The sequence below is a fragment of the Streptomyces paradoxus genome (genome assembly GCF_014202475.1).
GTDB classification, from domain to species: domain Bacteria; phylum Actinomycetota; class Actinomycetes; order Streptomycetales; family Streptomycetaceae; genus Streptomyces; species Streptomyces paradoxus.
Genome location: NZ_JACHGV010000008.1, coordinates 77,073 through 99,633 on the forward strand (window position 1 = coordinate 77,073; position 22,561 = coordinate 99,633).

At 72.4% G+C, this 22,561-nt stretch carries 23 protein-coding genes and 1 pseudogene; 10 read left to right on the top strand and 14 right to left on the bottom strand.

Annotated features, from left to right (window positions below):
• Positions 1–62 precede the first annotated feature (62 nt).
• Positions 63–1,643 (bottom strand): acyl-CoA carboxylase subunit beta, encoded by a 1,581-nt coding sequence (locus HNR57_RS25195; protein ID WP_376772284.1) that lies wholly within the window; start codon positions 1,641–1,643, stop codon positions 63–65.
• A gap of 246 nt (positions 1,644–1,889) precedes the next feature.
• Between HNR57_RS25195 and HNR57_RS25200 the strand changes: the two genes are divergently transcribed.
• The 3 genes and pseudogenes from HNR57_RS25200 (at position 1,890) to HNR57_RS25210 (ending at position 3,333) form a co-directional block, all read left to right on the top strand.
• On the top strand, positions 1,890–2,747 hold the full coding sequence (locus HNR57_RS25200; protein ID WP_184563152.1) for an aldo/keto reductase: 858 nt from the start codon (positions 1,890–1,892) through the stop codon (positions 2,745–2,747).
• 43 nt (positions 2,748–2,790) lie between these two features.
• Positions 2,791–2,970, top strand: a pseudogene (locus HNR57_RS25205) (ABC transporter ATP-binding protein); the annotation flags it as partial.
• Positions 2,971–3,081: 111 nt separating this feature from the next.
• On the top strand, positions 3,082–3,333 hold the full coding sequence (locus HNR57_RS25210; RefSeq protein WP_031143776.1) for a DUF5133 domain-containing protein: 252 nt from the start codon (positions 3,082–3,084) through the stop codon (positions 3,331–3,333).
• A gap of 49 nt (positions 3,334–3,382) precedes the next feature.
• On the opposite strand, the gene HNR57_RS25215 is transcribed toward HNR57_RS25210, so the two are convergent.
• A complete protein-coding gene (locus tag HNR57_RS25215; protein WP_184563154.1) occupies positions 3,383–4,354 on the bottom strand; it encodes a GlxA family transcriptional regulator in 972 nt (323 codons plus the stop codon).
• 183 nt (positions 4,355–4,537) lie between these two features.
• On the opposite strand from HNR57_RS25215, the gene HNR57_RS25220 reads away from it, so the two are divergent.
• A complete protein-coding gene (locus tag HNR57_RS25220; protein WP_184563156.1) occupies positions 4,538–4,987 on the top strand; it encodes a hypothetical protein in 450 nt (149 codons plus the stop codon).
• 140 nt (positions 4,988–5,127) lie between these two features.
• Positions 5,128–5,331 carry a hypothetical protein gene (locus tag HNR57_RS25225; protein WP_031111422.1) on the top strand — a complete coding sequence of 68 codons (204 nt, stop codon included), beginning with the start codon at positions 5,128–5,130 and terminating at the stop codon, positions 5,329–5,331.
• A 42-nt stretch (positions 5,332–5,373) separates the two neighbouring features.
• Here the strand turns inward: HNR57_RS25225 and tgmB are convergent, their stop codons facing one another.
• The 9 genes from tgmB to HNR57_RS25265 all read right to left on the bottom strand — a co-directional run bounded on the left by tgmB (position 5,374) and on the right by HNR57_RS25265 (position 13,925).
• On the bottom strand, positions 5,374–6,357 hold the full coding sequence (gene tgmB, locus HNR57_RS25230) for an ATP-grasp ribosomal peptide maturase (RefSeq protein ID WP_184563158.1): 984 nt from the start codon (positions 6,355–6,357) through the stop codon (positions 5,374–5,376).
• 16 nt (positions 6,358–6,373) lie between these two features.
• Positions 6,374–6,565, bottom strand: a complete 192-nt coding sequence (gene tgmA / locus HNR57_RS25235) for a putative ATP-grasp-modified RiPP (protein WP_033312495.1) — start codon at positions 6,563–6,565, stop codon at positions 6,374–6,376.
• Between the two features lie 120 nt (positions 6,566–6,685).
• Entirely contained in the window at positions 6,686–7,009 is a 324-nt protein-coding gene (locus HNR57_RS25240) for a YkvA family protein (RefSeq protein ID WP_184563160.1), read from the bottom strand.
• A 177-nt stretch (positions 7,010–7,186) separates the two neighbouring features.
• The gene (locus HNR57_RS40335; protein ID WP_281403912.1) at positions 7,187–7,318 is read right to left on the bottom strand and encodes a hypothetical protein; all 132 of its coding nucleotides are present in this window, start codon (positions 7,316–7,318) and stop codon (positions 7,187–7,189) included.
• A 376-nt stretch (positions 7,319–7,694) separates the two neighbouring features.
• The gene (locus HNR57_RS25245) at positions 7,695–9,794 is read right to left on the bottom strand and encodes a xanthine dehydrogenase family protein molybdopterin-binding subunit (RefSeq protein WP_184563162.1); all 2,100 of its coding nucleotides are present in this window, start codon (positions 9,792–9,794) and stop codon (positions 7,695–7,697) included.
• Positions 9,791–10,795, bottom strand: coding sequence for an FAD binding domain-containing protein (locus tag HNR57_RS25250; protein WP_184563164.1), 1,005 nt, complete (start codon positions 10,793–10,795; stop codon positions 9,791–9,793). The genes HNR57_RS25245 and HNR57_RS25250 overlap by 4 nt, the downstream gene beginning before the upstream one ends.
• Positions 10,792–11,322, bottom strand: coding sequence for a (2Fe-2S)-binding protein (locus HNR57_RS25255; RefSeq protein ID WP_184563165.1), 531 nt, complete (start codon positions 11,320–11,322; stop codon positions 10,792–10,794). The genes HNR57_RS25250 and HNR57_RS25255 overlap by 4 nt, the downstream gene beginning before the upstream one ends.
• A gap of 94 nt (positions 11,323–11,416) precedes the next feature.
• A complete protein-coding gene (locus HNR57_RS25260) occupies positions 11,417–12,562 on the bottom strand; it encodes a hypothetical protein (protein WP_184563167.1) in 1,146 nt (381 codons plus the stop codon).
• A 454-nt stretch (positions 12,563–13,016) separates the two neighbouring features.
• A complete protein-coding gene (locus tag HNR57_RS25265) occupies positions 13,017–13,925 on the bottom strand; it encodes a helix-turn-helix transcriptional regulator (RefSeq protein WP_184563169.1) in 909 nt (302 codons plus the stop codon).
• Between the two features lie 135 nt (positions 13,926–14,060).
• Between HNR57_RS25265 and HNR57_RS25270 the strand changes: the two genes are divergently transcribed.
• The 4 genes from HNR57_RS25270 to HNR57_RS25285 all read left to right on the top strand — a co-directional run bounded on the left by HNR57_RS25270 (position 14,061) and on the right by HNR57_RS25285 (position 17,337).
• Positions 14,061–15,335: an MFS transporter gene (locus HNR57_RS25270; RefSeq protein ID WP_184563171.1), complete on the top strand. Its 1,275-nt coding sequence runs from the start codon at positions 14,061–14,063 to the stop codon at positions 15,333–15,335.
• 50 nt (positions 15,336–15,385) lie between these two features.
• Complete coding sequence (locus HNR57_RS25275) at positions 15,386–16,408, top strand: zinc-dependent alcohol dehydrogenase family protein (RefSeq protein ID WP_184563173.1); 1,023 nt, start codon at positions 15,386–15,388, stop codon at positions 16,406–16,408.
• A gap of 104 nt (positions 16,409–16,512) precedes the next feature.
• Positions 16,513–16,962, top strand: a complete 450-nt coding sequence (locus HNR57_RS25280) for an ATP-binding protein (RefSeq protein WP_184563175.1) — start codon at positions 16,513–16,515, stop codon at positions 16,960–16,962.
• Positions 16,963–16,974: 12 nt separating this feature from the next.
• Positions 16,975–17,337 carry a hypothetical protein gene (locus HNR57_RS25285; protein WP_184563177.1) on the top strand — a complete coding sequence of 121 codons (363 nt, stop codon included), beginning with the start codon at positions 16,975–16,977 and terminating at the stop codon, positions 17,335–17,337.
• Positions 17,338–17,383: 46 nt separating this feature from the next.
• Here HNR57_RS25285 and ppk2 read toward each other — a convergent pair whose 3' ends face one another.
• Entirely contained in the window at positions 17,384–18,340 is a 957-nt protein-coding gene (gene ppk2 / locus HNR57_RS25290) for a polyphosphate kinase 2 (RefSeq protein ID WP_184563179.1), read from the bottom strand.
• A 231-nt stretch (positions 18,341–18,571) separates the two neighbouring features.
• On the opposite strand from ppk2, the gene HNR57_RS25295 reads away from it, so the two are divergent.
• Entirely contained in the window at positions 18,572–20,104 is a 1,533-nt protein-coding gene (locus tag HNR57_RS25295; protein WP_246554927.1) for a glycoside hydrolase family 43 protein, read from the top strand.
• Between the two features lie 15 nt (positions 20,105–20,119).
• On the opposite strand, the gene HNR57_RS25300 is transcribed toward HNR57_RS25295, so the two are convergent.
• A complete protein-coding gene (locus HNR57_RS25300; RefSeq protein WP_184563183.1) occupies positions 20,120–20,860 on the bottom strand; it encodes an SDR family NAD(P)-dependent oxidoreductase in 741 nt (246 codons plus the stop codon).
• Positions 20,861–20,962: 102 nt separating this feature from the next.
• Complete coding sequence (locus HNR57_RS25305; protein ID WP_184563185.1) at positions 20,963–22,339, bottom strand: glycoside hydrolase family 43 protein; 1,377 nt, start codon at positions 22,337–22,339, stop codon at positions 20,963–20,965.
• Positions 22,340–22,561: the final 222 nt, after the last annotated feature.

Below are 22,561 nucleotides of genomic sequence, written 5' to 3' on the forward strand. Positions count from 1 at the left end.
AGGCGGGGCTCCTCACGGCGCGGATCGGCCTATGGGTCACGAAAGAAGCGGGAAGGGAGCGGCTAGAGGGGGATGTTGCCGTGCCGGCGTTCCGGCATCGGGGCACGTTTGCCGCGCAGCGCGCGCAGGGCGCGGCAGACCTGCTCCCGCGTCTCGCGCGGCGCGATGACGGCGTCGACATAGCCGCGCTCGGCGGCGAGGTACGGGGTGCCGTGGGTGCGTTCGTACGCGGCGAGGAGCCGGGCCCGCAGCGCCTCCGGGTCGTCGGACGCGGCGAGTTCGCGCCGGTGCAGGACGCCCACGGCCCCCTCGGCGCCCATCACGGCGATCCGGGCGGTGGGCCAGGCGAGGTTGACGTCGGCACCCAGGTGCTTGGACCCCATCACCGCGTATCCGCCGCCGTAGGCCTTGCGCACCACGACCGTGACTTTGGGGACGGTGGCCTCGGCGTAGGCGTACAGCAGTTTCGCGCCCCGCCGGATGATCCCGGCCTGCTCCTGCCGCACCCCGGACAGATATCCGGGCACGTCGGCGAAGGTCAGCAGCGGGATGCCGAACGCGTCGCAGAACCGGACGAACCGGGCCGCCTTCTCGGACGCGTCGATGTCGAGGACCCCGGCGGCGTGCAGGGGCTGATTGGCGACGACGCCCACCGAGCGGCCCTCGATCCGGGCCAGGGCACAGATGATGTTCGGCGCGAACAGCTCCTGCACCGGGAGCAGTTCACCGTCGTCGACGACCGCGTGCAGGATGTCCCGCATGTCGTAGGCCTCGCCGAGCCGGTCCGGGACGACCTCGTCGAGCCCGGCCCCGGGCGGAGCGCTCCCGGGGGCGTACTCCGGAGGCCGTTCCAGGTTGTTGGCCGGCAGGTACGACAGCAGGTCCCGCACGGTGTCGAGGGCGTCCTCCTCGTCGGCGGCCAGGAAGTGGGCGTTGCCGTTGACGGTGTTGCTGGTGCGGGCGCCGCCCAGCTCCTCGGCGGTGGTGCGCTCGCCCGTGACCGTCTCGATGACGTCGGGGCCGGTGACGAACATGTGCGAGGCGCGGTCGACCATCACCGTGAAGTCGGTGATCGCCGGCGAGTACGCCGCGCCGCCCGCGCACGGGCCCAGGACCACCGAGATCTGCGGGATCACCCCGGACGCCTTGACGTTGCGGCGGACCAGCTCGGCGTAGAGGGCGAGAGCGGCGACACCCTCCTGGATCCGGGCGCCGCCGGAGTCGTTCAGGCCGATCACCGGGCAGCCCGTCTTCAGGGCCAGCTCCATCAGGGCGACGGTCTTCTCGCCGAAGGCCTCGCCCATGCTGCCGCCGAAGACCGTGGAGTCCTGGGCGAACACGCACACCGGGCGGCCGTCGACCGTGCCGTACCCGGTGACCACGCCGTCGCCGTAGGGACGGCGGGCGTCGTGCCCCGCGGGCCGGGCCCGGACGAACAGGCCGGTCTCGGTGAAGGAACCCTTGTCCACGAGCCGGTCGATCCGCTCCCGGGCCGAGAACTCCCCGCGTCTGCGCGGCCCTCCCGCGGCCACCGCCCGCTCCCGGCGGTGCTCCAGGCCGGCGACGCGCTCCGCGGTACCCCCGGGCGTGTGCGTCGCCGTCTCCCCCGGACCGGATGCTGTCACCTCTGTGCTCACAACCACCTCCGAAGTGGCTCTCGAATATGGCAGCGAGGCCGGGGAGCGCCGTACGGATCGCCTTTCTGTGTGGGGGAGTTGAGTCCTCGGGTGACGGCTTTCATCCAGGTGTGACAAGAGAGCTTCGAGGGCCGGGCGCGATTCAGCGGCCCGGGTGCTGAATGCGTTCTCCTTCTTCTGTTGGACCCCCGGCCGCGCGGCGTCCAGGCTGGAGTGCACCATCGCCCGACAGCCGGAAGAGGTCACGAACCCATGCACAGCCGCCGCATCGGTGACGTCGAGGTCAGCGCGATCGGCCTGGGCGCGATGCCCATGTCCATCGAGGGGCGACCGGACGAGGAACGCTCCCTCGCCACCATCCACGCCGCGCTCGACGCCGGTGTGAGCCTGATCGACACCGCGGACGCCTATCACCGCGACGCCGACGAGGTCGGTCACAACGAAACCCTGATCGCCAAGGCCCTCGCCTCCCACGACCGCGGCGGTGACGTCCTGGTCGCCACCAAGGGCGGACACCTCCGCCCCGGCGACGGCAGCTGGACGCTCGACGGCAGCCCCCGCCACCTCAAGGCGGCCTGCGAGGAGTCCCTGCGCCGGCTCGGCGTCGAGGCCATCGGCCTCTACCAGTTCCACCGCCCCGACCCGCGCGCCCCCTATGCCGAGTCCGTCGGCGCCGTCCGGGACCTGCTCGACGAGGGCAAGATCCGCATGGCCGACATCTCGAACGCGAACCCCGAGCAGATCCGGCAGGCCCAGGAGATCCTCGGCGGGCGCCTGGTCTCCGTGCAGAACCAGTTCTCCCCGGCCTTCCGCTCCAGCGAGCCGGAACTGCGCCTGTGCGACGAACTCGGTATCGCGTTCCTGCCCTGGAGCCCCCTCGGCGGGATCTCCAGGGCCGGTGAACTGGGCTCGGGCCACGCCTCCTTCGCCCGGATCGCCGAGGCGCGCGGCGTGAGCCCGCAGCGCGTGTGCCTGGCCTGGATGCTCGCCAAGTCGCCGGTGGTCGTCCCGATCCCGGGCGCGAGCCGGCCCGAGACGATCCGCGACTCGCTCGCCGCCACCGACCTGACCCTGACCGCCGAGGAACTGGCGGAGCTGGACGCCGCCTGACCAGATCCTGAGACCCGGAGACGGCCACGCGCCGCCCCCGGGGCTGGCCCGGCTGCTGCACGGGCGCACCACGTTCGTCGTCGCGCACCGGCTGTCCACCGTCCAGGGCGCCGACCGGATCGTGGTGATGGGCGACGGCCGGATCGAGGAGATCGGCACGCACGAGGAGCTCCTGCGTCAGGGCGGGGCATACACCGCACTGCACCGGGGCCAGCTCACCTAATACCGGTCGCATCCGATCAGTTCTCGTCAAATCAGCTACAGGTGAGAAAAACGTGTGAATGTTTCCGCGTGGTTCGGGCATACGCAGCGAAAACACAGAGAGGGGCGCTACGTGCTTGTACCGGACCGGAAGATCGTCAGGGAGCTGCTGACGCGGTACGCGTCGCTGAGGATCGCTCAGTCGGAGAGGCACGTGCCGAAGGCGGCACGCGAACTGGAGGACGTCAGCTACACGCTGTGCGTGATGATGGGGACGTCCGACATCAGTGACGCCATTGCCAAGGCGGATGTCCTGCTGCTCACCGAGGGGCGGCCGGACGCAGCCGACGCGGACGGGGAGAACGGTCTGACGCTGGTCGGCTGAGGGCTGACGAAAGGCCCGGCGCGGACCGGGCAGCACGCCTCGGCGGCCCCTAGGAGGGGGCCGCCGAGGCGTTCGTCCGCCCGTGGAACGCCGTGCGGTAGGCGTACGGCGTGGTGCCGGCCACCTTGCGGAACCGCTCGCGGAAGGCGGTCGGCGAGCCGAATCCCGCCTGGCGCGCGATCCGTTCGACGGAGTGGTCCGAGTTCTCCAGCAGGTACTGGGCGCGCCGCACCCGCGCCCGCAGCAGCCACTGCAGCGGTGTGGTGCCGGTCTGCTCACGGAAGCGGCGGCTGAAGGTCCGCTCGCTCATCCCCGCCCGTGCCGCCAGCGTGCCCAGCGTCACCTCGTCCGCGAGATGGTCCTCGATCCACTCCAGCACCGGTTCGAGCGCCGAACCCCGGGGCACGGGCGGATGCTCGTGCACGATGAACTGAGCCTGCCCGCCCTCCCGTTCCAGCGGCATGACCGACATCCGGGCGATGTTCGCGGCGACGGCCGATCCCAGGTCGCGCCGGATCATGTGCAGGCACAGATCCAGCGCCGCGGCCGCGCCGGCCGAGGTGAGGATCTGCCCGTTGTCGACGTACAGCACGTCCGGCTCCACCTCGACCAGCGGGAAACGCCGGGCCAGCTCGGCGGCGGCCACCCAGTGCGTGGTGGCGCGCAGCCCGTCCAGCAGCCCGGCCTCCGCCAGCACGAAAGCACCCACGCACACCGACGCGATCCGGGTCCCGGCCGCAGCCGCCTCCCGCAGGGCCGCCAGCACCCGGGCGGACGGCGGCGCCGCGTCGGGGGAGCAGCCGGGCACGATGACGGTGTCCGCCTCCGCCAGTGCCTCCAGCCCCCGCTCGATCCGCAGGGTGAAGCCGCCGTCCGCGCGCACCTCGGGCGTCTCGGAGCACAGCCGGACCCGGTAGGCGGGCCGCCCGTCCGGCATGTGGGTCCAGGCGAACGTCTGCTGGGGCGCCGCCATGTCGAAGGGCACCACTTGATCGAGAACCAGGATCGCCACGGAGTGCATGAACGCCACCCTAGGCGTGTTCCCGCCGGTCCCATGGCCTGGGGATCGTGTCAGCCCGGAAGCGGAAGCGCAGGCCGGACGAGATGGCGAGAACCCGTTGGAAGCTGACGTTCCAGCCCATGGGGCGTCACCCGGAGGCGTCCTAGCGTGGGCCCGTCGACCGCATTCACGGAAAGAGCCCCGGTGACCAAGATCCTGCTGTCTCTCCATGTCCTGGCCGCCATCGTCGCCATCGGTCCCGTGACCGTCGCGGCCAGCATGTTCCCGCCTGCCGTGCGCCAGGCGGCCCCCGCCGGCGCCGGCACGGCGGCGCTCCTGCACCGCATCTGCCGCGTCTACGCCAAGGTCGGACTCACCGTCCCCCTCCTCGGGTTCGCCACCGCGGCCGCGATGGGCGTCCTCGGCAGCGGATGGCTCGTCACCTCCATCGCCCTCACCGCGGCGGCCGCCGGCGTCCTGATCGCCTTCGTCCTGCCCCGCCAGGAAGAACTCCTGGGTCAACTGAAGGACGAGCAGGGCGTCGACCGGCGGGGCACCGCCCGACTGGCCATGTTCACCGGCGTCTTCAACCTGCTGTGGGCCACGGTCACCGTTCTGATGATCGTCCGGCCGGGTTCCACCACAGGAGCCTGAGAAGGGCTCACCATCGCCTGTCACGGATGTCCGGTCTGCGTCAAGTCATCCCAAGGAATTCACACTCCGGGACACCGTGCCGCCTACACTCGCAGTCTCGCCCCCGCACGGGGCCGACGAGCAGAAAGGCACGTTGACGGGTGTTCCAGGATTCCCCCATCTACGACCGACTCATCGCGGAGCGCGGTGACGTACCCGCACAGGTGCGCCGCGAGGCCGAACGTGTGAGCAGGGAACTGGAGCTGGTCATGCGGCCCTCACAGTCCCTCGGCTACGACCGTCCGCACTCCCCGGGAGCCGGCTGGCAGCGCGCGGGCATGCTTCCCGGCCCGCGGCCGCAGTGAACCGGGCGGCGGGCCCGGGCCCGGTCTGCACCGGGCCCGGTGTCAACGGAGCGTCGTGTTCGCTCCGTTGACGTGCAACGGCTGGACCGGAACGGGCCGGGCCAGCCACTCGGCGATGGTCCGCGCGATCGGCTGGGCCGTCTCCACCTCCACGAACCCGAACTGCCCCGACTGGTTGCACTCCAGGAACCACCAGGTCCCGTCGGAGTCCTCCACGAAGTCGAAGGCCCCGTAGGCCAGTTCCGCCTCACGCAGATAGGACAGGACCCCCGGCGCGATGCTGGACGGCACATCGACGGGCCGCCACGGCGAGCCGGGCGCGGCGAACCGCACGTCGACATCGTCCGGATCCGCGTCCTCGGCGGTCGCCTTGCGGGCGGCCAGCATCCGCTCACCCACGACGGTGAGCCGGATGTCGGCCCGCTTGGAGATCCGCCGCTGCAGCAGCGTCGGCCCGAACGCGACGGCGGAGAAGTCCGTCTCCGGCGCGACCCGGCTGGTCGGCACGGCCCGGGGCGGGTCCTGCGGATGCGCGCCCGACACCGGCTTGACCACCAGCTCCGGGTAGCGCTCCGCGAACTCGCGGGCGGCACGCGGAAAGGTCGTGATCAGCGTCGCGGGCACGGGCAGGCCGCATCTCTGGGCCAAGCGCAGCTGCCACGGCTTGTGCCGGGCCCGGCGCGCGGCGTCGGGATGGTTCATCCAGCGCGCGTCCGAGCCCCGCAGCATGCCGTAGAGCGCCTGGGCGGCCTCCTCGGTCAGCCACGCCGACGGCTGGGCCGCCCGCGCCGCCGGGACGCCGGGCCGGCGCACCCACACGGACCGGAGCCCCCCGATGCTCACCAGCCGCCCCCCGGCGGACAGGTGGCCGCGGAACCGGCCGTGCACGAACTCCCCCGACAACGCGACACCACCGGTCAGGTCCGCGGGATCGACCCGGACCACCGGAACCCCCGTCGCGTTCAGATGCACGACGACCATGTCCGCGGTGACGTCCTCCTCAGAGGTGAGGATCAGTACGGTCATCTTCGGCGGTCCGTGGTCAGTCGTCGAAGTGCGTCTTGGAGCCGGCGGTGGACGTCGTGGTGCCGAACTCTCTCAACAGGGCGAAGTCTGAGGCCGCGACCCGTCCGTCGCGGAGCACGTTCAACTGCAGTCCGGCGTCGTACACGTACGGAATGGCAGCTTCCAACTCCACTGCCGGGCGCGCGTAGTTGAGCGCGAACGGTTGCATCGTCTCTCCCTCGTCGGTACTGCGCCGACCAGGCGGTGACCCCCTGGGCGTTGCCGCCCCGTCCACCGGCCTGTTTCGGCTTCCAGAGACTTATACGAATCGAACGGGTGGTTGGTTTCCTTACTTTCCGTAGTTATTTGCCGGTTGCCGGTCCGGTTCGTGTGCCGTACTGCGCTCCCGTTCGCCGAGGGAGCCGCGGACGGTGCGCAGAGCGAGCAGCAGGACGCCGATGTCATCCAGGTACACCGGGTCGGGTACCAAGTCGGTGGGCAGCACCAGATAGAGCACCGCGCCCCAGAAGACCCAGCGCGGGCCCGCGGGGAGCCCCGCGCGCTTCAGATCGCGCCGCGTCCGTACCAGCCGCACGAGGACGACGACGGCGAAGACGAGGACGACGGCCGCGAGAACCGCGGCCAGAACGATCACCTTTGTGGTCGTATCCACGGGTTGCCCTCCTCCTGGCATGCCGCGACACGGGGTGTCCCTAGCTGGATTCCCTTTTCCGGCGGCTGTATTGCGGCCGGAGCCCGACATGTCGGCGAGTCGGCGGATTTTCCCGTGCGGTGGTCATCCCAGTGGCTCACTCGAGTGGCACGGGGTGACGGGGGCGCCTGGTGATGGTCAGCGTAACGGGTCCGCCCAGCCGTCCGCCGAGACGACCGTTGCCACCGGCACGCACCAGGTGGAGCGGGCGAGCGCGCTGCCCGCCACCGCGTCCCACCAGGCCGGCCCGGCGGCCGCCGAGCCCGTCACCCTCGGCTCCCACCCGGCGGCCGGGGCGGGAACGCGACCGCCGGCCCCCGAGCCGGACCCGACCACTGCCCGCCCCGCGGCCCCTGAGCCGGACCAGGCGGACCCGTTCGCCGCCCCCTCCCCGGAGCGGCCCGCTCCGCCCGCCGAGGACTGGCTGGATCCCGCCGATGCGCGGCCCGCTGCTCCCGTCCGGCACGCCCGGACACGGGCCGCGAGATCCACCGCAACCTCGACGACTTCCCGCTGCAGCGCGGCGACGCGTCCCTGCGGCTGCACGCGTTCGCCCTCGGCCTGTCGGTGCTGTGCACGGTGCTCGCACTGCTGCCGGCGCTGCGCCCCGAGTGAGGCTCGGCCGGGCTCCGGCCGACGGCCCTTGTCAGGTCCGGCGGCCGAGCAGCCCGGTCAGCACCCGGTCCGGGGTGAGCGGGAGTTCACGCAGGCGGACGCCCGTGGCGTGGTGCACCGCGTTGCCGATCGCCGCGGCCGTCCCGACGATGCCGATCTCCCCGATCCCCTTGCTGCCCATGGGATTGAGACGGGAGTCCTCCTCGTCCAGCCAGTGCGCCTCGATCCCGGCGACGTCGGCGTGCACGGGCACGTGGTACGACGCCAGATCCGACTCGGTGAAGTCGCCGAACGCGGCGTCCATGGTGCTGCCCTCGGTCAGCGCCATGCCCAGGCCCATCGTCATGCCGCCAACGAACTGCGAGCGCGCCGTACGGGCGTTGAGGATGCGGCCCGCCGCATAGACCCCGAGGAGCCGGCCGACACGGACCTCGCCGGTGACCGTGTCCACGGCGACCTCGGCGAAGTGCGCCCCGAAGGCGTGCCGCGCGAAGTCGCTCTCGGCGTCCGCCGCTCCCGTCGTGTCGGCGCGGAATTCGAGGCCCTGCCCGGGCAGCGTCCCCACGTGCCCGGCCAGCCGCCGGGCCAGTCCGGCGCAGGCGTCGTGCACCGCCCAGCCCCAGGAGGCGGTCCCGGACGAACCGCCGGCCAGCGGCGCCGACGGCAGTTCCGTGCTGCCGACCTCGATCCGTATCCGCTCCAGCGGCACCCCGAGGGCGTCGGCGCCGACCTGCGCGAGCACGGTCCGGGCGCCCGTCCCGATGTCGGTGGCGTTGATCCGCACCAGGAACGAACCGCCGGGCAGTGCGCGCGCCGTCGCCGTGGACGGCCCCACCATGACGGGATACGTCGCCGCCGCCACACCCGTCCCCAGCAGCAGGGGGCCGTCCCGGCGGACGCCCGGGCGGGGATCGCGCCCGGTCCAGCCGAAGCGCCGGGCGCCCTCGCGCAGACACTCGACCAGATGCCTGCTGCTGAACGGCCTGCCGCTGTCGGGCTCGACGTCGGGTTCGTTGCGGACGCGCAATTCGACCGGGTCGATGCCGAGTTCGGTGGCGAGTTCGTCCATGGCGGACTCCAGGGCGTACATGCCCGGCGCCTCGCCCGGCGCCCTCATCCACGACGGGGACGGCACGTCCAGTGCCGCAACCCGGTGGACCGTACGGGTGTGGGGTGCGGCGTACATCACCCGTGCGGGCACCGCGGCCTGCTCCACGAACTCCTTGATGCGGGAGGTGTGCGTGGTGACCTCGTGCACGAGGGACACGAGACGGCCGTCCGTTTCCGCCCCGAGCCGCAGCCGGTGCAGGGTCGGCGCGCGGTGCCCGACGACGGCGGGGAGAAAGCGGCGGGGCAGGGCCACCGTCACCGGCCGCCCCGTCTCGCGTGCCGCCATGGCGGCGAGCACCACGTCCGGGCGCGGCGTGCCCTTGGACCCGAAGCCGCCGCCGACGTGCTCGGCGGTGACGACGATCCGATCCCTGGACAGGCCGAACAGGCCGGCGAGCACGGCCCGCACGGCACCGGTGCCCTGGCTGGAGGTGTGCACGGTGAGCGTGCCGTCCTCCCACCGGGCGGTGCTGGTGTGCGGTTCCATGGGGTGGTTGTGCAGCGGCGGAACCCGGTACGCGACGTCCACCCGGGCGGCCGAGGAGCCGAACGCCCCGTCGGGATCGCCCTGTTCACGCACGGCCGGATGACCGCCGTTGGCCTCCTCGGGGACGTACACACCCGGGTGTGAGGCCGTGAGGGTCACGTCGTGCTCTTCGGCGTCGTAGGTCACGCGTACGGCGGCGGCACCGGCGCGGGCCGCCTCCAGGGTCTCGGCCACCACCAGGGCGACGAACCAGCCGCGGTGCGGAACCCGCGCGTTCTGCAGCAGGGCGAGCGTGGGATCGTCCGGTTCCGCGAGCCGCGGCGCGTTCTCGTGGGTGAGGACGGCGATCACGCCGGGCACGGCCAGGGCGGCCGCCGTGTCGACGCCGGTCACCCGGCCCCGGGCCACACGCGACGGCACGGGCCAGGCCTGGGCCCGGCCGGGGGAGTGGAACTCGGCGGCGTAGCGGGCGGTGCCGCTGACCTTCTCCCGTCCCTCCCGGCGCTCGGCGGGGGCGCCCACGCTGCCGGTCATGAGGCCCTCCCGGTGAGTGCGGTGTCCGTGAGCCGGGACAGCACGTCCACGGCGAGATTGCGGGCGAGCGGCACCTTGTAGGCGTTGTCCCGCAGCGGTTGCGCGGCGTCCAGTTCGAGATCGGCGGCGTGCTCGAACGCGGCCCGGGTGGGAGCCGCGCCCAGCAGTGCCTCCTCCGCCCGCCGTGCGCGCCAGGGCCGGTGCGCCAGCGCACCGAAGGCGACCCCGGCGTGCCCGACCACACCGTCCTCCAGGCGCAGCACGACCGCGACGGACGCGAGTGCGAAGGCGTAGGAGGCCCGGTCGCGGGCCTTGCGGTACGCCGACGGCAGCCCGGCCGTGGCAGCCGGGAGGACCACGCCGGTGACCAGTTCGCCGGGACGGATCTCGGTGTCCTGCTCGGGGCGGTCCCCGGGCAGCCGGTGGAAGTCCGCCGCCGCGACACTCCGGGCCCCCTCCGGTCCGGCCAGTTCGACACGCCCGTCGAGGGCGGTGAGTGCCACGGCCATGTCGGAGGGATGGGTGGCGATGCAGTGCGCGGAGTGCCCGAGCACCGCGTGGTCGCGGTGGACGCCGTCCCGTGCTCCGCAGCCGCTGCCCGGCTCGCGTTTGTTGCACGGCTTCGACAGGTCCTGGAAGTACGGGCACCGGGTGCGCTGGAGCAGGTTTCCGCCGGTCGTCGCCGCGTTGCGCAGCTGCCCGGAGGCACCGGCGAACACTGCCTGCGACAGCGCCGGGTACCGGTCGCGGACCAGCGGGTGGGCGGCGAGGTCGCTGTTGCGGACCATCGCCCCGACGCGCAGCGCACCCCCGGGCAGTTCCTCGACCGTGTCCAGGGGCAGCCGGGTGACGTCGATCAGGGCGGCGGGGGCCTCGACGCCGAGCTTCATCAGGTCGACGAGGTTCGTGCCGCCCGCGAGGTAACGCGCACCGGTGTGGGAGGCGTACGCGGAGGTCGCCTCCTCGACGCTGCCGGCGCGGACGTAGGCGAACTCCTTCACGGGATCACGTCCTCCACGGCCTCGGCGATCCGCGGATACGCGCCGCACCGGCACAGGTTGCCGCTCAGCCGTTCCCGGATCTCCTCCCGGTCCAGCGGCACCGGCTCGCCCGAGGGCGCCACCGGGTCGGTGACGTGCGAAGGGTGGCCGGCCGCCGCCTCGGCGAGCACACCGGCGGCGGAGCAGATCTGGCCCGGAGTGCAGTAGCCGCACTGGAAGGCGTCGCGCTCCAGGAAGGCCCGCTGCAGAGGATGCGGTTCCTCCCCGTCTCCGAAGAGGCCCTCGACGGTGGTCACCTCGCAGCCGTCGAGGGCGACCGCGAACAGCAGACAGCTGTTGACGCGCCGCCCGTCGACCAGGACCGTGCAGGCTCCGCACTGGCCGTGGTCACAGCCCTTCTTGGCGCCCGTGAGGCCGAGATCCTCCCGCAGGAGGTCCAGCAGGACCCGGCGGTGGTCGACGGTGAGGGTGTGGGGTTTGCCGTTGACGCGGAGCGTGGTCCGCGAGTGGTGCTGGAGGTTGCCCATGTCGTGGAGGACCTTCCCGGGCGGGCCGTGGTGCCGTACGGACCGCGTATCCAGGAGGGCACGACTGACACCTGCGCCCCACGAGCCCGGGCCCCTACTGCTCCGACGTCACGCGCCGGTCGGCGGTCCCCTCGTCGGCGGGTGCGGTCGCGGGACGCTTGACCTTGAAGCGTTCGAACGTCCGTGTGAGCTGCTGGAGCGGGGACGCGGCCGGGGGATCGGACGGCTGGGGTCTGGCGGGGGCCGCCTCAGCGGATGCCTGGTAGGCGGCCAGGGCCTCGTGGGCGCTCTCGGCCGCCTCCCGGTACAGGTCACGGGACTTCGTCATGGCCTCCAGCGCCTCGGCGTACATGGCCACCAGACCGCGCTGGCGCTCCAGCTCCTCCTGGAGCGTCAGCAGGTGCCAGTCCTCGCGCAGCGCGGTGAGGGCGTCCTCGGCGCCGTCGGGCAGCGGCCTCGGGAGGGCGGCGAAGCGCGTCACCGCGTCGACGAGGTCGGCCGGCTCCGAACCGTCGAGGAACACCGCGCGCACGGAGAAGTCCTGGGCGTCGTAGCCGTCCGGCGCGGGGACGCCCGGCAGCACCACCGCTCCGCCGCGCGGCACCTGCACGCCGGAGTCCCGCAGGGCCCAGTTCAGGCCGCGCAGCTGCTGCGGGGCCGCGTGGTGCTCCACCACACGGTGCCGCAGGCCCGGCGGCAGCCACCGCGCCAGCGGCGTGCGCCCCCGGTCGTCAGTGCTCATCGCCTCGTGGACGACCACGTGGATGTGCCATCCGCCACGCACCGTGTTCCTCAGCAGGCGGCGGATCTCCTTGTCGTCCTTCGGCAGCGGGTTGATCTCAGCCGGGATCAGTCGCGTGCCGGCGTCCTCGTCCCAGGCGGTGTCCGGCTCCTGCGGCCAGAACAGGCCGGTGGGGGAGGGCCACGCGTGGTCCCACGGCTGCTCGGCCTCGGCGACCAGCAGCCACTCCTGCCCGGCCCCTTCGCCCACGCCGGGTTTCAGGCTCAGCCGGGCGCGCACGGTCACGTCGTCGCCGACCCGCCAGCGGGCCTCGAAGACCCGTTCCGCCGGCCCGGTCTCGTCTTCGGGCAACTCCATGAAGTCGTCGATGGCCTGACTGTCCTTGCGCTGCTGCAGCGAGCGCCGGAGAACGTCTTCCGCGTCACCCGGGGCGTGGCGGCCGCGCGCCGGCCACACCGTGGCGGGAGTCATGGGACGGACGGTGAGGGAGGTCTGCATGGGTCCATCTATGAACGGGGGTACGTGCGTCTGCCAGTATCGTCGCCGCAGGCCGACGGGTGCTACCCGGGGTCGCACCCGGTCGGGGTCGCCGGTGAGGTACGTGTCCACGAGCCTTCACCTCCCGGGTCGGCCGCGGCGTGCGCCGTCGGTCATGCGCACCGCCTACCCGTGCCGGCCCGTGCCATGTGACTCGAAGGCGGCGGCGTGTGCCGACCGGCCGGCGCGCTGGGGCACCCGGCGGCGCGATCCCGCACCCGTCGGCGCCCTGGAGTGGTGACGGGTGCACGGGATGTGCGCCATGCGCGCGGGGTGTGCGCGCCGCGCGCGCATCGGGAGAACGCACGCGTGGTCCGGCCGCCGCGCGGTCCCGACAATGGTGCGCACGAGCAGGGCCCGCCCACCATCCGCATCGGGGCGGGTCCTGCTCGCCACGCCGGGTGCGGGGCGCCGTTCAGCGTTCCCCGTCACCGGCTGGATTCGCCGCCTCCAGTCCGGTCGCCGCCCAACTGGCGAGGAGCTTCAGCCGCTCCTCGTGCGCGCTGCCGGGTTCGGCCGTGTAGAGGGTAAGGGCGTGGGCCTCGTGGGCGGACACGGGCAGGTCCAGGGGCTGGTAGGTCAGTTCCAGGAAGCCCGCCTCGGGGTGGTGGAAGCGTTTGACCCCGCCGTGGTGGATCCGCACGTTGTGGGCGGCCCACCGGGTGCGGAACTCGCCGCTGACCGTGGACAGTTCGCCCACGAGTTCGCGCAGCGCCCTGTCGTGGGGGTAGCGGCCCGCCTCGGCGCGCAGCAGCGCGACGGTGATCTTGGCGCCGGTGTCCCAGTCGTCGAGGAAGTCGTGCGAGCCGGGTTCGAGGAAGAAGTACCGGGCGAAGTTGGGCCGGCCGCGCTCGACCGTGACCCCGCTGTCGAACAGGGGGGCGAACAGGGCGCGGGCGAGGGCGTTGGTGGCCACCATGTCCAGCCGGCCGTTGGTGACGAACGCAGCGGACAGGGTCACCGAGTCGAGCAGCCACTGGACGTGCTGCGGGATCTCGGTGGGCTTGCGGCGGCGCCGGGTCACCGGACCGGGCTGGGCCGCCCTGGCCAGGTCGAACAGGTAGGTGCGTTCGTCCTCGTTCAGTTGCAGCGTGCGGGCGACCGCGTCGAGGACCTCCTCGGAGACACCGCCGATGTGCCCCCGCTCCAGCCGCGTGTACCACTCGGTGCTCACACCGGCGAGGACCGCGACCTCCTCCCGGCGCAGCCCGGGGACCCGGCGCCGGCCGCCGGGGGGCAGCCCGACCTGCTCCGGGGTGAGCTGGGCGCGCCGGCGGGCGAGGAAGTCACGGATGTCGGCGCGGTTGTCGGAGCGGTGGTCCATGTCCCCCACGCTAAGCCCGGGAACCGGGGCGAGGGGGGGTGAGCTTGTACCCCCCATAAACGCGGCCTCCCGCACAGGCGGGAAGAGCGGTTTCGTGGGACACGCACGACGATCTCGATCCTTCGGAGACGACGCATGACCACGCGAGGAGGAACCCTCCACGCCCCCGCCGAGGCGCACACCGGCCACCGCGAGCATCCGCCCACCCGGCTCCCGCTCGTCGTGTACGTCCTTGCTCTCGGCACCTTCCTGATGGGCACGACCGAGTTCGTCGTGGCGGGACTGCTGCCCGAGATCGCCGGGGACGTCGGGATCGGCGTGGCCCGGGCCGGGCTGCTGATCACGGTCTTCGCGGTCGGGATGATCGTCGGCGCACCGCTGATGACCATGCTGACGCTGCGGCTGCCCAGGCGGCTGACGCTGATCCTGGCCCTGGGCGTCTTCGCGGCCGGGCACGTGGTCGTCGCACTCGGCTCCGGCTTTGGTGTCCTGCTGGCGGCCAGGTTCCTGACGGCGCTGGCGACCGGGGCTTTCTGGGCGGTGGCCAACGTGGTGGCCGCCCACGCCGCCGGTCCCGCCGCGAGCTCACGCGCCCTGGGCGTGGTGGGCGCCGGCGCGATGCTCGCCAACGTCGTCGGTGTACCGCTCGGCGCCTTCGCCGGACAGCTCATGGGCTGGCGGGGGCCCTTCTGGGCCCTGGCCGCCCTCGGAGCGGCCGCCACGGTGCTCATCGCCCGCCACGTTCCGCGCGACACCGGCGGCCACGGGGCGATCTCGGTGCGCTCCGAGCTGTCCGCGCTGCGCTCGGGCCGCCTGTGGCTGGCCCTGGCGGCCTGCGCGACCACGACCGGCGGTGTGCTGTCGACGTACACGTACATCTCGCCGCTGCTGACCGGCCGGGCCCAGCTGTCCGCCGCGCTCGTGCCCCTGGTGCTGGTCGGATTTGGCGCCGGCGCCCTGGCCGGCTTCCTGGTGGGCGGCCGGCTGGGCGACCGCCGCCCGTACACGACTACGATCGCCGCCGCCGCGGTGACCACGGTCCTGCTGCTGGCGATCTGCCTGCTGTCCGCCTACCCGGTGCCCACGATCGCGCTCGTCGCCCTGCTGGGGCTGTTCGGGCTCGGCGCCAACCCGGTGCTGATCTCCCTGGGCGTCCGTTTCGCCGGCCGGGCACCCACCCTGGGGTCGGCGCTGACCGTGTCGGCGTTCAACCTGGGCACCGCAGCCGGCTCCTGGATCGCGGGCCTCGCGCTCGACTGCCCGCTGGGGGCCACGGGACCGGCCGCCGTCGGCACCGCCATCGCCGCGCTCACGCTGATCCCCACGGTCGCCCTCGCGGTCGTCCAGCGACGCCGGTCCTCGGCATCCACCGGTGCGGTCGTCCACCGTTCAGCACCCGAACACGCCTGAAACCCCACGTCACGAGCCAGGTCCGGCTCACAACCCAAGGAGTGGTACCCATGCGCGCTGCTGTTCTGCATGCCCCCGGCGACATCCGAGTGGAGGAGATCGCCGACCCGAAGATCATCGCACCGACGGACGCCGTCATCCGGCTGACGGCCGCCTGTGTCTGCGGCTCGGACCTGTGGCCCTACCGCGGCGTCGAGTCCCTCGACGGCCCCATGCCGATGGGGCACGAGTACGTCGGCGTCGTCGAGGAGGTCGGCAGTGACGTCACGAACGTGCAGCCCGGCCAGTACGTCGTCGGCTCCTTCGTCGCCTCCTGCGGCACCTGCGAGATCTGCCGCTCCGGCTACCCCTCCTCGTGTGTGCACCGCGTGTTCATGGCCCAGGTCGGCACCCAGTCCGAACGAGCCCTGATCCCGCACGCCGACGGCACCCTCGTCCCCCTGCCCGGCACGCCCGACGCCGACCTGGTCCCCGACCTGCTCGCCGCCTCGGACGTACTGGGCACCGGATGGTTCGGCGCGGTCGCCGCCGAGGCCGGCCCGGGCAGGACCGTCGCGGTCGTCGGCGACGGCGCGGTCGGCCTGCTCGCGGTCCTGGCCGCGCGGCAGCTCGGCGCGGAGCGGATCATCGCGATGAGCCGCCACGAGCCGCGCCGGCGCCTCGCCCTGGAGTTCGGTGCCACCGACATCGTCAGCGAGCGCGGCGACGAGGGCGTGGCGAAGCTCAAGGAGCTGACGGGCGGCCTCGGCGCCCACTCCGTCGTCGAAGCGGTCGGCACCCAGGAGTCCATGCAGCAGGCGATCCGGTCGGCCCGGCCCGGCGGGCACGTCGGTTTCGTGGGCGTCAACCACGACGTCACCCTCAGCGGCGAGGAGCTCTTCTTCTCCCAGGTCCACCTGCACGGCGGCCCCGCCCCGGTGCGCCGGTTCCTGCCCGAGCTGATCGACCTGATCTGGCAGCGGAAGATCAACCCCGGCAAGGTCTTCGACCTCGTCGTCCCGCTCGACGAGGCCCCCGAGGCCTACCGGGCCATGGACGAGCGCCGCGCCATCAAGGCCATGCTCACCCTCTGACCGAGCCCCCACTGCGGGGCTCGGTCAGGCCTGACCAGACGGGCGCCGGGTACACGGTCCCTTCACGAGCCGGTGTGCGGACGCAGGAGAGGGGACCGGGGACAGTGGCGGTGAAGGCGATGGGCTGGGCGCACTCGTTCCGGATGGCCGAAGGTGTACGCGCAGGGCGGGAGTGGACACGCAGGCGTCTCGATTCCCTGCCCTGGGCCGCTGCCGAGCCGGACACGGTGGACGCCATCGTGCTGGCGGTGTCGGAGCTGATCACCAATGCGCACATCCACGCGCACAGCGATGCGCACCTGGTCCTCACCTGGGACGGCGACTGCCTCCATGTCAGCGTCCACGACGAGGACCCGACGCTGCCGCGCCAGCGCGAACCGCAGCCGGGCGAGGTCTCCGGCCGCGGAGTGGCGATCGTGAGCAAGCTCGCCGACGAGTGGGGGATCAGGTGCCAGCGGCACGGCAAGACGGTGACGGCATGCTTCCGTCCCGCCGACCCCGACCCCGACCCCGACCCCGACCCCGACCCCGGTGCCGGTACGGCCCGCTCCTGAAGGAGAAGCGTCGTGTACCTGGCACGAGGGTCGAGTGACGACCCCTACCTCTGGCTCTGGGTCCTGGGCGCGGTCGCGCTGTACGCCCTGATCAGCTACGGACTGGCGTACCGCGCCCGCGCCCGGCGCGGTTCCGCGCATCCGGCCCATGACGCCCTGCACGACCTCAAGGACCGGGAGGACCCCCAGCCGCCCGAGAACCGCTTCGTCAGCCGCCTGATCATGCTGTCCGGAGCGGGGCTCACCGGCCTCGTCGCCTACCTGACCGGCGGCGTCGTACGGGTCCTGGCGGCCGCGCTCACCGCCGTTGCCGCGGTGAGCGTCTGGGCGTACTACGACCACCGCACGCAAACGCGCGAGGCGGCCCGGCAATAGCGCGGACCCGGGCCCCCTCGCACCTGCGCGAGGGGGCCCGGGGGCGTCAGTCGTTCTCGGGGTGTGTACCGGGCCCGTGGACGCCGGGGGACAACGGAGTGGGTGACAGCGCGGAGTCCTCCTCGCCCGGTTCCAGCAGGGTGTCGGCGGCGCCGACGATGAGGGGATCGGGCGTGCCGACCGCTTGCCGGTCCTTGCTGGCGTAGTCCACGCGCGACAGCAGACTGCGCATGGTCTCCAGCCGGGCGCGCCGCTTGTCGTTGCTCTTGACGACGGTCCAGGGGGCGTGGGCGGTGTCGGTGGCCCGGAACATGTCCACCTTCGCCTCGGTGTACTCGTCCCAGAGGTCCAGGGAGGCCAGGTCGGTGGGGGAGAGCTTCCACTGGCGCACCGGGTCGACCTGCCGGATCGCGAAGCGCGTGCGCTGCTCGGAGCGCGACACCGAGAACCAGAACTTCATCAGCAGGATGCCGTCGTCCACCAGCATCCGCTCGAAGTCCGGGCACTGGTCGAGGAACAGCTCGTACTCGTCCTTGGAGCAGTAGCCCATCACCCGTTCCACGCCGGCCCGGTTGTACCAGGAGCGGTCGAAGAAGACGATCTCCCCGGCCGTCGGCAGATGCGCGATGTACCGCTGGAAGTACCACTGGCCCTGCTCGCGCTCGGTGGGCTTGTCCAGGGCGACCACGCGGGCGCCGCGCGGGTTGAGCCGCTCGATGAGCCGCTGGATCGTGCCGCCCTTGCCCGCCGCGTCACGCCCCTCGAACACGACGACCACGCGGGCACCGGTGTCCTTGACCCACCGCTGCAGCTTGAGCAGCTCTATCTGCAGGATGCGCTTGGTCCGCTCGTACTCCTTGCGGCTCACCTTGCGGTCGTAGGGGTAGTTCTCCCGCCACGTCCGGATGGGGCGTCCGTCCCCGTCCAGGACGATCGGCTGTTCTCTTCTGCTGCTGTCCACGGTCAGCCCGTCCAGCAGCTTGTCCCCGTCTTCGGCGCTCATCACTCGACTCCCCGTTCGGCTCGCATCCGCAGGTCAACGGAGACACGGGTGCCCCGCCTGGCTCCTCCCATGTGAGCTCCCGGCCGGACGCCGGTGCCCCGCTCTCGCGGACGGCGTAGCCTCCTACAGGTTGCCGTCTCGCCCGTACCGCGTGACGCGCCGACTGCGTTGACGCACGGCCCTTTGTGGAAGACCAGTTATCGGCGAAAGGACCCGATGAGGGTGTCGAGCATGCTCCGCACCAGCTCCTCCGTCACCAACCCCGTGATCCCCGGCTTCCATCCGGATCCGAGCATCTGCCGGGTCGGCGAGGACTACTACCTCGCATGCTCCAGCTTCGAGTACTTCCCCGGCGTACCGATATTCCACAGCCGGGACCTGGTGCACTGGACCCAGACAGGCAACGCGCTCGACCGGCCGGGCCAGCTGCGCCTGCCGCCCGACACGCGCGCCTCCGGCGGCATCTACGCCCCGACCCTGCGCCACCACGACGGGCGCTTCTGGCTGATCGTCACGAACGTGAGCGGCGACGGGAACCTGCTCTTCACGACCACCGACCCGGCCGGACCCTGGTCCGACCCGATCCCGCTGCCCGGCGTGCACGGCATCGACCCCGACCTCGCCTGGGACGACGACGGCACCTGCTGGTGCACCACCGCCGGAGTCGGGCAGATCCGCCTCGATCCCCACACGGGGGAGACGTTCGGTGAACGGCAGCCCCTCTGGTCCGGAGCGCCCGGCGCCAAGGCGCCCGAAGCACCGCACCTCTACCACATCGGCGACTACTGGTACCTGCTCATCGCCGAGGGCGGCACCGAGCGGTGCCACGGCGTCTCGATCGCCCGCGGCCGCTCACCCCAGGGCCCCTTCGAGCCCTGCCCGGCCAACCCGATCCTGACCCACAGGGGCACCGACCACCCCATCCAGAACACCGGCCACGCCGACCTGGTGGAGGGACCGGACGGCTCGTGGTGGATGGTCCTGCTCGGCGTCCGGCCGCACGGCGGCACGCCCGGCTGGCACGTCCTGGGCCGCGAGACCTTCCTGGTGCCGGTGACCTGGTCCGAGGGCTGGCCGGTCGTCGGCGAGCTCTCCCCCGTCCTGGCCCCGCCCCCGTGGCCGCTGCGGGAGCCCGCGGCCCCGCCGGTCCGGGACGACTTCGACAGCGGTGAACTCGCACCCGCCTGGATCTCGCTGCGCTCCCGGCCCGCCGAGAAGTGCACCACGAAGGAACGGGCCGGCTGGCTCAGCCTCCGCGCGGCGGGCGAGTCGCTCGACGACCCCGAGGTCACCTTCGTGGGCCGCCGCCAGCAGCATGTGTCGTGCCGTGCGCGGGTGCTGGTGGACCCTGCGGAAGGGCGCGGAGGCCTGGCCGTCCGTCTCGACGAGGAGCACCACTACGAGGTCGAGGTGACGTCGGGCGAGGTGCGGGTCCTGGCCCGCGTCGGCCCGTTCCGCTCGGAGGTGGCGTCCCGCGCGACGTCCGCAGGCCCGGTGGTGCTGAGGATCGAGACGGCGGTCACCGAGCAGGTCAGTGACGCCCGCCAGGGGCCGGACACCGTCTCCCTCGGCATCGAGGACCCGCAGGGCGCCTTCACCGAACTCGCCGCGCTCGACGGCAAGTACCTGTCCACCGAGGTCGCCGGCGGCTTCACCGGCCGCGTCATCGGCATGTACGCCGCCACAGGGACCGTCCACTTCGACTGGTTCGACTACGAGCCGGCCGGCCCCGACGGGCCGGGCCGGACGGGCTCCGCGGACTGAGACGGGCCCGGCCGCTCAGAGGGCGGTACCCGTCTCCTCGGCCAGGGCCCGCACGAGGCGGTCCTGGAACGCCTCGTCGTGAACGGCGCGATGCGGCTGCGACCGCCGGCCGTGGTACCAGTACCCGCCGGCGGTCAGGGCCTCCGGGTCGTCGCTCGACGCCAGCCATTCCTGTGTCCGGTGCCCGAGTTCGAGGTCGTCCGGGGCGCCCGGCCCGCCCATCCGAGTCGGCACCCAGCCGGGGTCCACGGCGTTGCTCAGCACTCCGGGGCGCAGCCGGGCCACCGCGGTCGCCAGGGTCGTCACGAAGAGCTTGCTGTCGGCGTACGACCCGGGGCTCCCGCCCCGCCAGTCGACCCCGTCCAGCGAGGCCGGGTGCCCGCCGAGATGCGAGCTGCTGCTCAGGTACACCAGCCGGCGCGGCCCGCGCAGCAGGGCGGTCAGCAGATAGGGCGCGACGATATTGACCGGCATGACCGCCGGTCCGCTCCACACCCCGGCATTGTGGATGACGGCGTCGAGCGGCGGCGATGCGTTCAGCTCCTCGGCGACCCGCCGCACGGCGTCACGCTCGACGAAGTCGCCGACCACGACGTGTGCTCCACGGGCGGCGAAGGGGTCGAGAGCCGCCGCCCGCTCCTGGTTACGGGCGTGCACCACCACGTCGTGCCCGGCGGCCAGCAGCGCCTCCGCCGCGGCCCGCCCGAGCCCGTCCGCGGACCCGGTCACCAGGATCCGGCTCCGTGCTCCTCGCATGAGACTGCCTCCTTCTGCCGGAGCGCGTCCCGCGAGGAGACCCGCACCGGATCGCACGGCTGGTCAGCCCGGGTACCCCGCGTGGCCGTCGAACGCCGGCTCTCAGTAGCCGACGCGGAAGGTCGCGTCCTGCCGGTCGGTCGTCGTGGAGACCGGGTCGATGCGCAGAGCGTAGTCGGCGTGGCGGATGTATCGGGTGGGGTAGTTGTGCGAGCGGAAGGAGGACCAGGCCGCGTCCGCCAGGCCCGCCGTGCGGTGGAAGGTCGCGTCCGCGGCGAACGTCGGCGTACTGTCGTCGACGTCGAGGCGGAGCCCGTAGTCGTAGTGCCGCAGATAGCGGGTCGGGTGGTTGACGGACCGGAAGGAGACCCCGGAGCTGTCGGCCAGCCCCGGGACCAGGGTCCACAGGGAGTCCTTGTAGGGCTCGATCGGGTACTCGTCGATACGGCCGAGGTAGCCGGCGTGGCGGACGTAACGGGACGGGTGGTTGTACGACTTGAGCCGGTTCCAGGCCGGCGCGCCCCACTTCGCGAGCAGGCCGGCGTACTCGGCGGAGGTGATCGTCGCGACGCCGCAGTGCTTGGAGTTGACCGGCTGTGTGTACGTCCGCTGGTCGAGGGCCGTCCAGGTGCCGGAGGCGAGGTCGGTGGACCGCCAGGCGTAGAACACGCCGTTGGGCGTGTAGGTGTCGCCCCACAGCCACCAGGTGCCGGAGGTCAGCGACTTCACCACGGTCGGCGCCTCGGTCCCGCCGTGCGCCACGCCGGTGCCGAACTCGGTGAAGCTGCCCGGGTTCAGGGTGGTGGATCTGGCGCCCACCAGCGTCTGGTTCTTCTTGAAGTAGAGGTAGTTGTAGCCGTTCACGCCGACGGCCATGTCGCCGTCGATGACGTCGTAGCCGGGGTCGAAGAAGACCTGTGGGGCGGAGGCGGTCACGAAGTCGGTCGTGTAGTTGACCATGATCACGTTGTGGCCGCTGGAGTTGACCGATGAGTAGATCACCGCGTACTGCCGCCGGCCCGCGTCCCAGAACGCCTCGGGGGCCCAGCTGTGGGTGGCCATGTCGTGCAGCTTCAGCCGCCGGTAGCCGGTGAAGGTGCGCAGGTCGGCCGAGTCCCACACGTGGATGTACTGGCTGTTGTAGCTCCAGTCGGTGCCCTTGAGGTCGGTGGCGAGCACGACGAACGTCCCGTCCTGCTTGCGCATCAGGAAGGGGTCGCGCAGGCCGAGCGCTCCCGACGTGGGGGTGACCAGGGGGTTGTTCTGGTTGAGCGGCGTCCAGTCGAGCCCGTCGGGGCTGACGGCGAGGTGCAGGCCGTAGTCGGTGCCGTCGCCAAGCTTGGTCGACTCGGTGAAGTAGACCATCGCGTACGCCGAGTCGGCGGCGTGCGCGGTGCCGCTGCCGAGGGTCAGGGCGAGGGGAACGGTGGCGATCATGCCGAGGAGCCCGCGGCGGGAGAGGTGGGGGTGTGCGCTCATCTTGGTCTCCAAGGAGGCGAGGGTGCCGGACTGCCGCTCTGCCGGGCGGAGTTGGGGGGAGCCTCGTCCCTTCTCGACTCAGGGGGAGCAGCCGTGCACCACACTCGATCGATATGTCGAACGATGTTCGCTGTGCCGGATGGGACCGTAGGGGTGCCGCACTCCCACCGTCAATACTCGTGCTCGCCCTGCCGCGAACACGGCATCGTCGGTCACCCGACC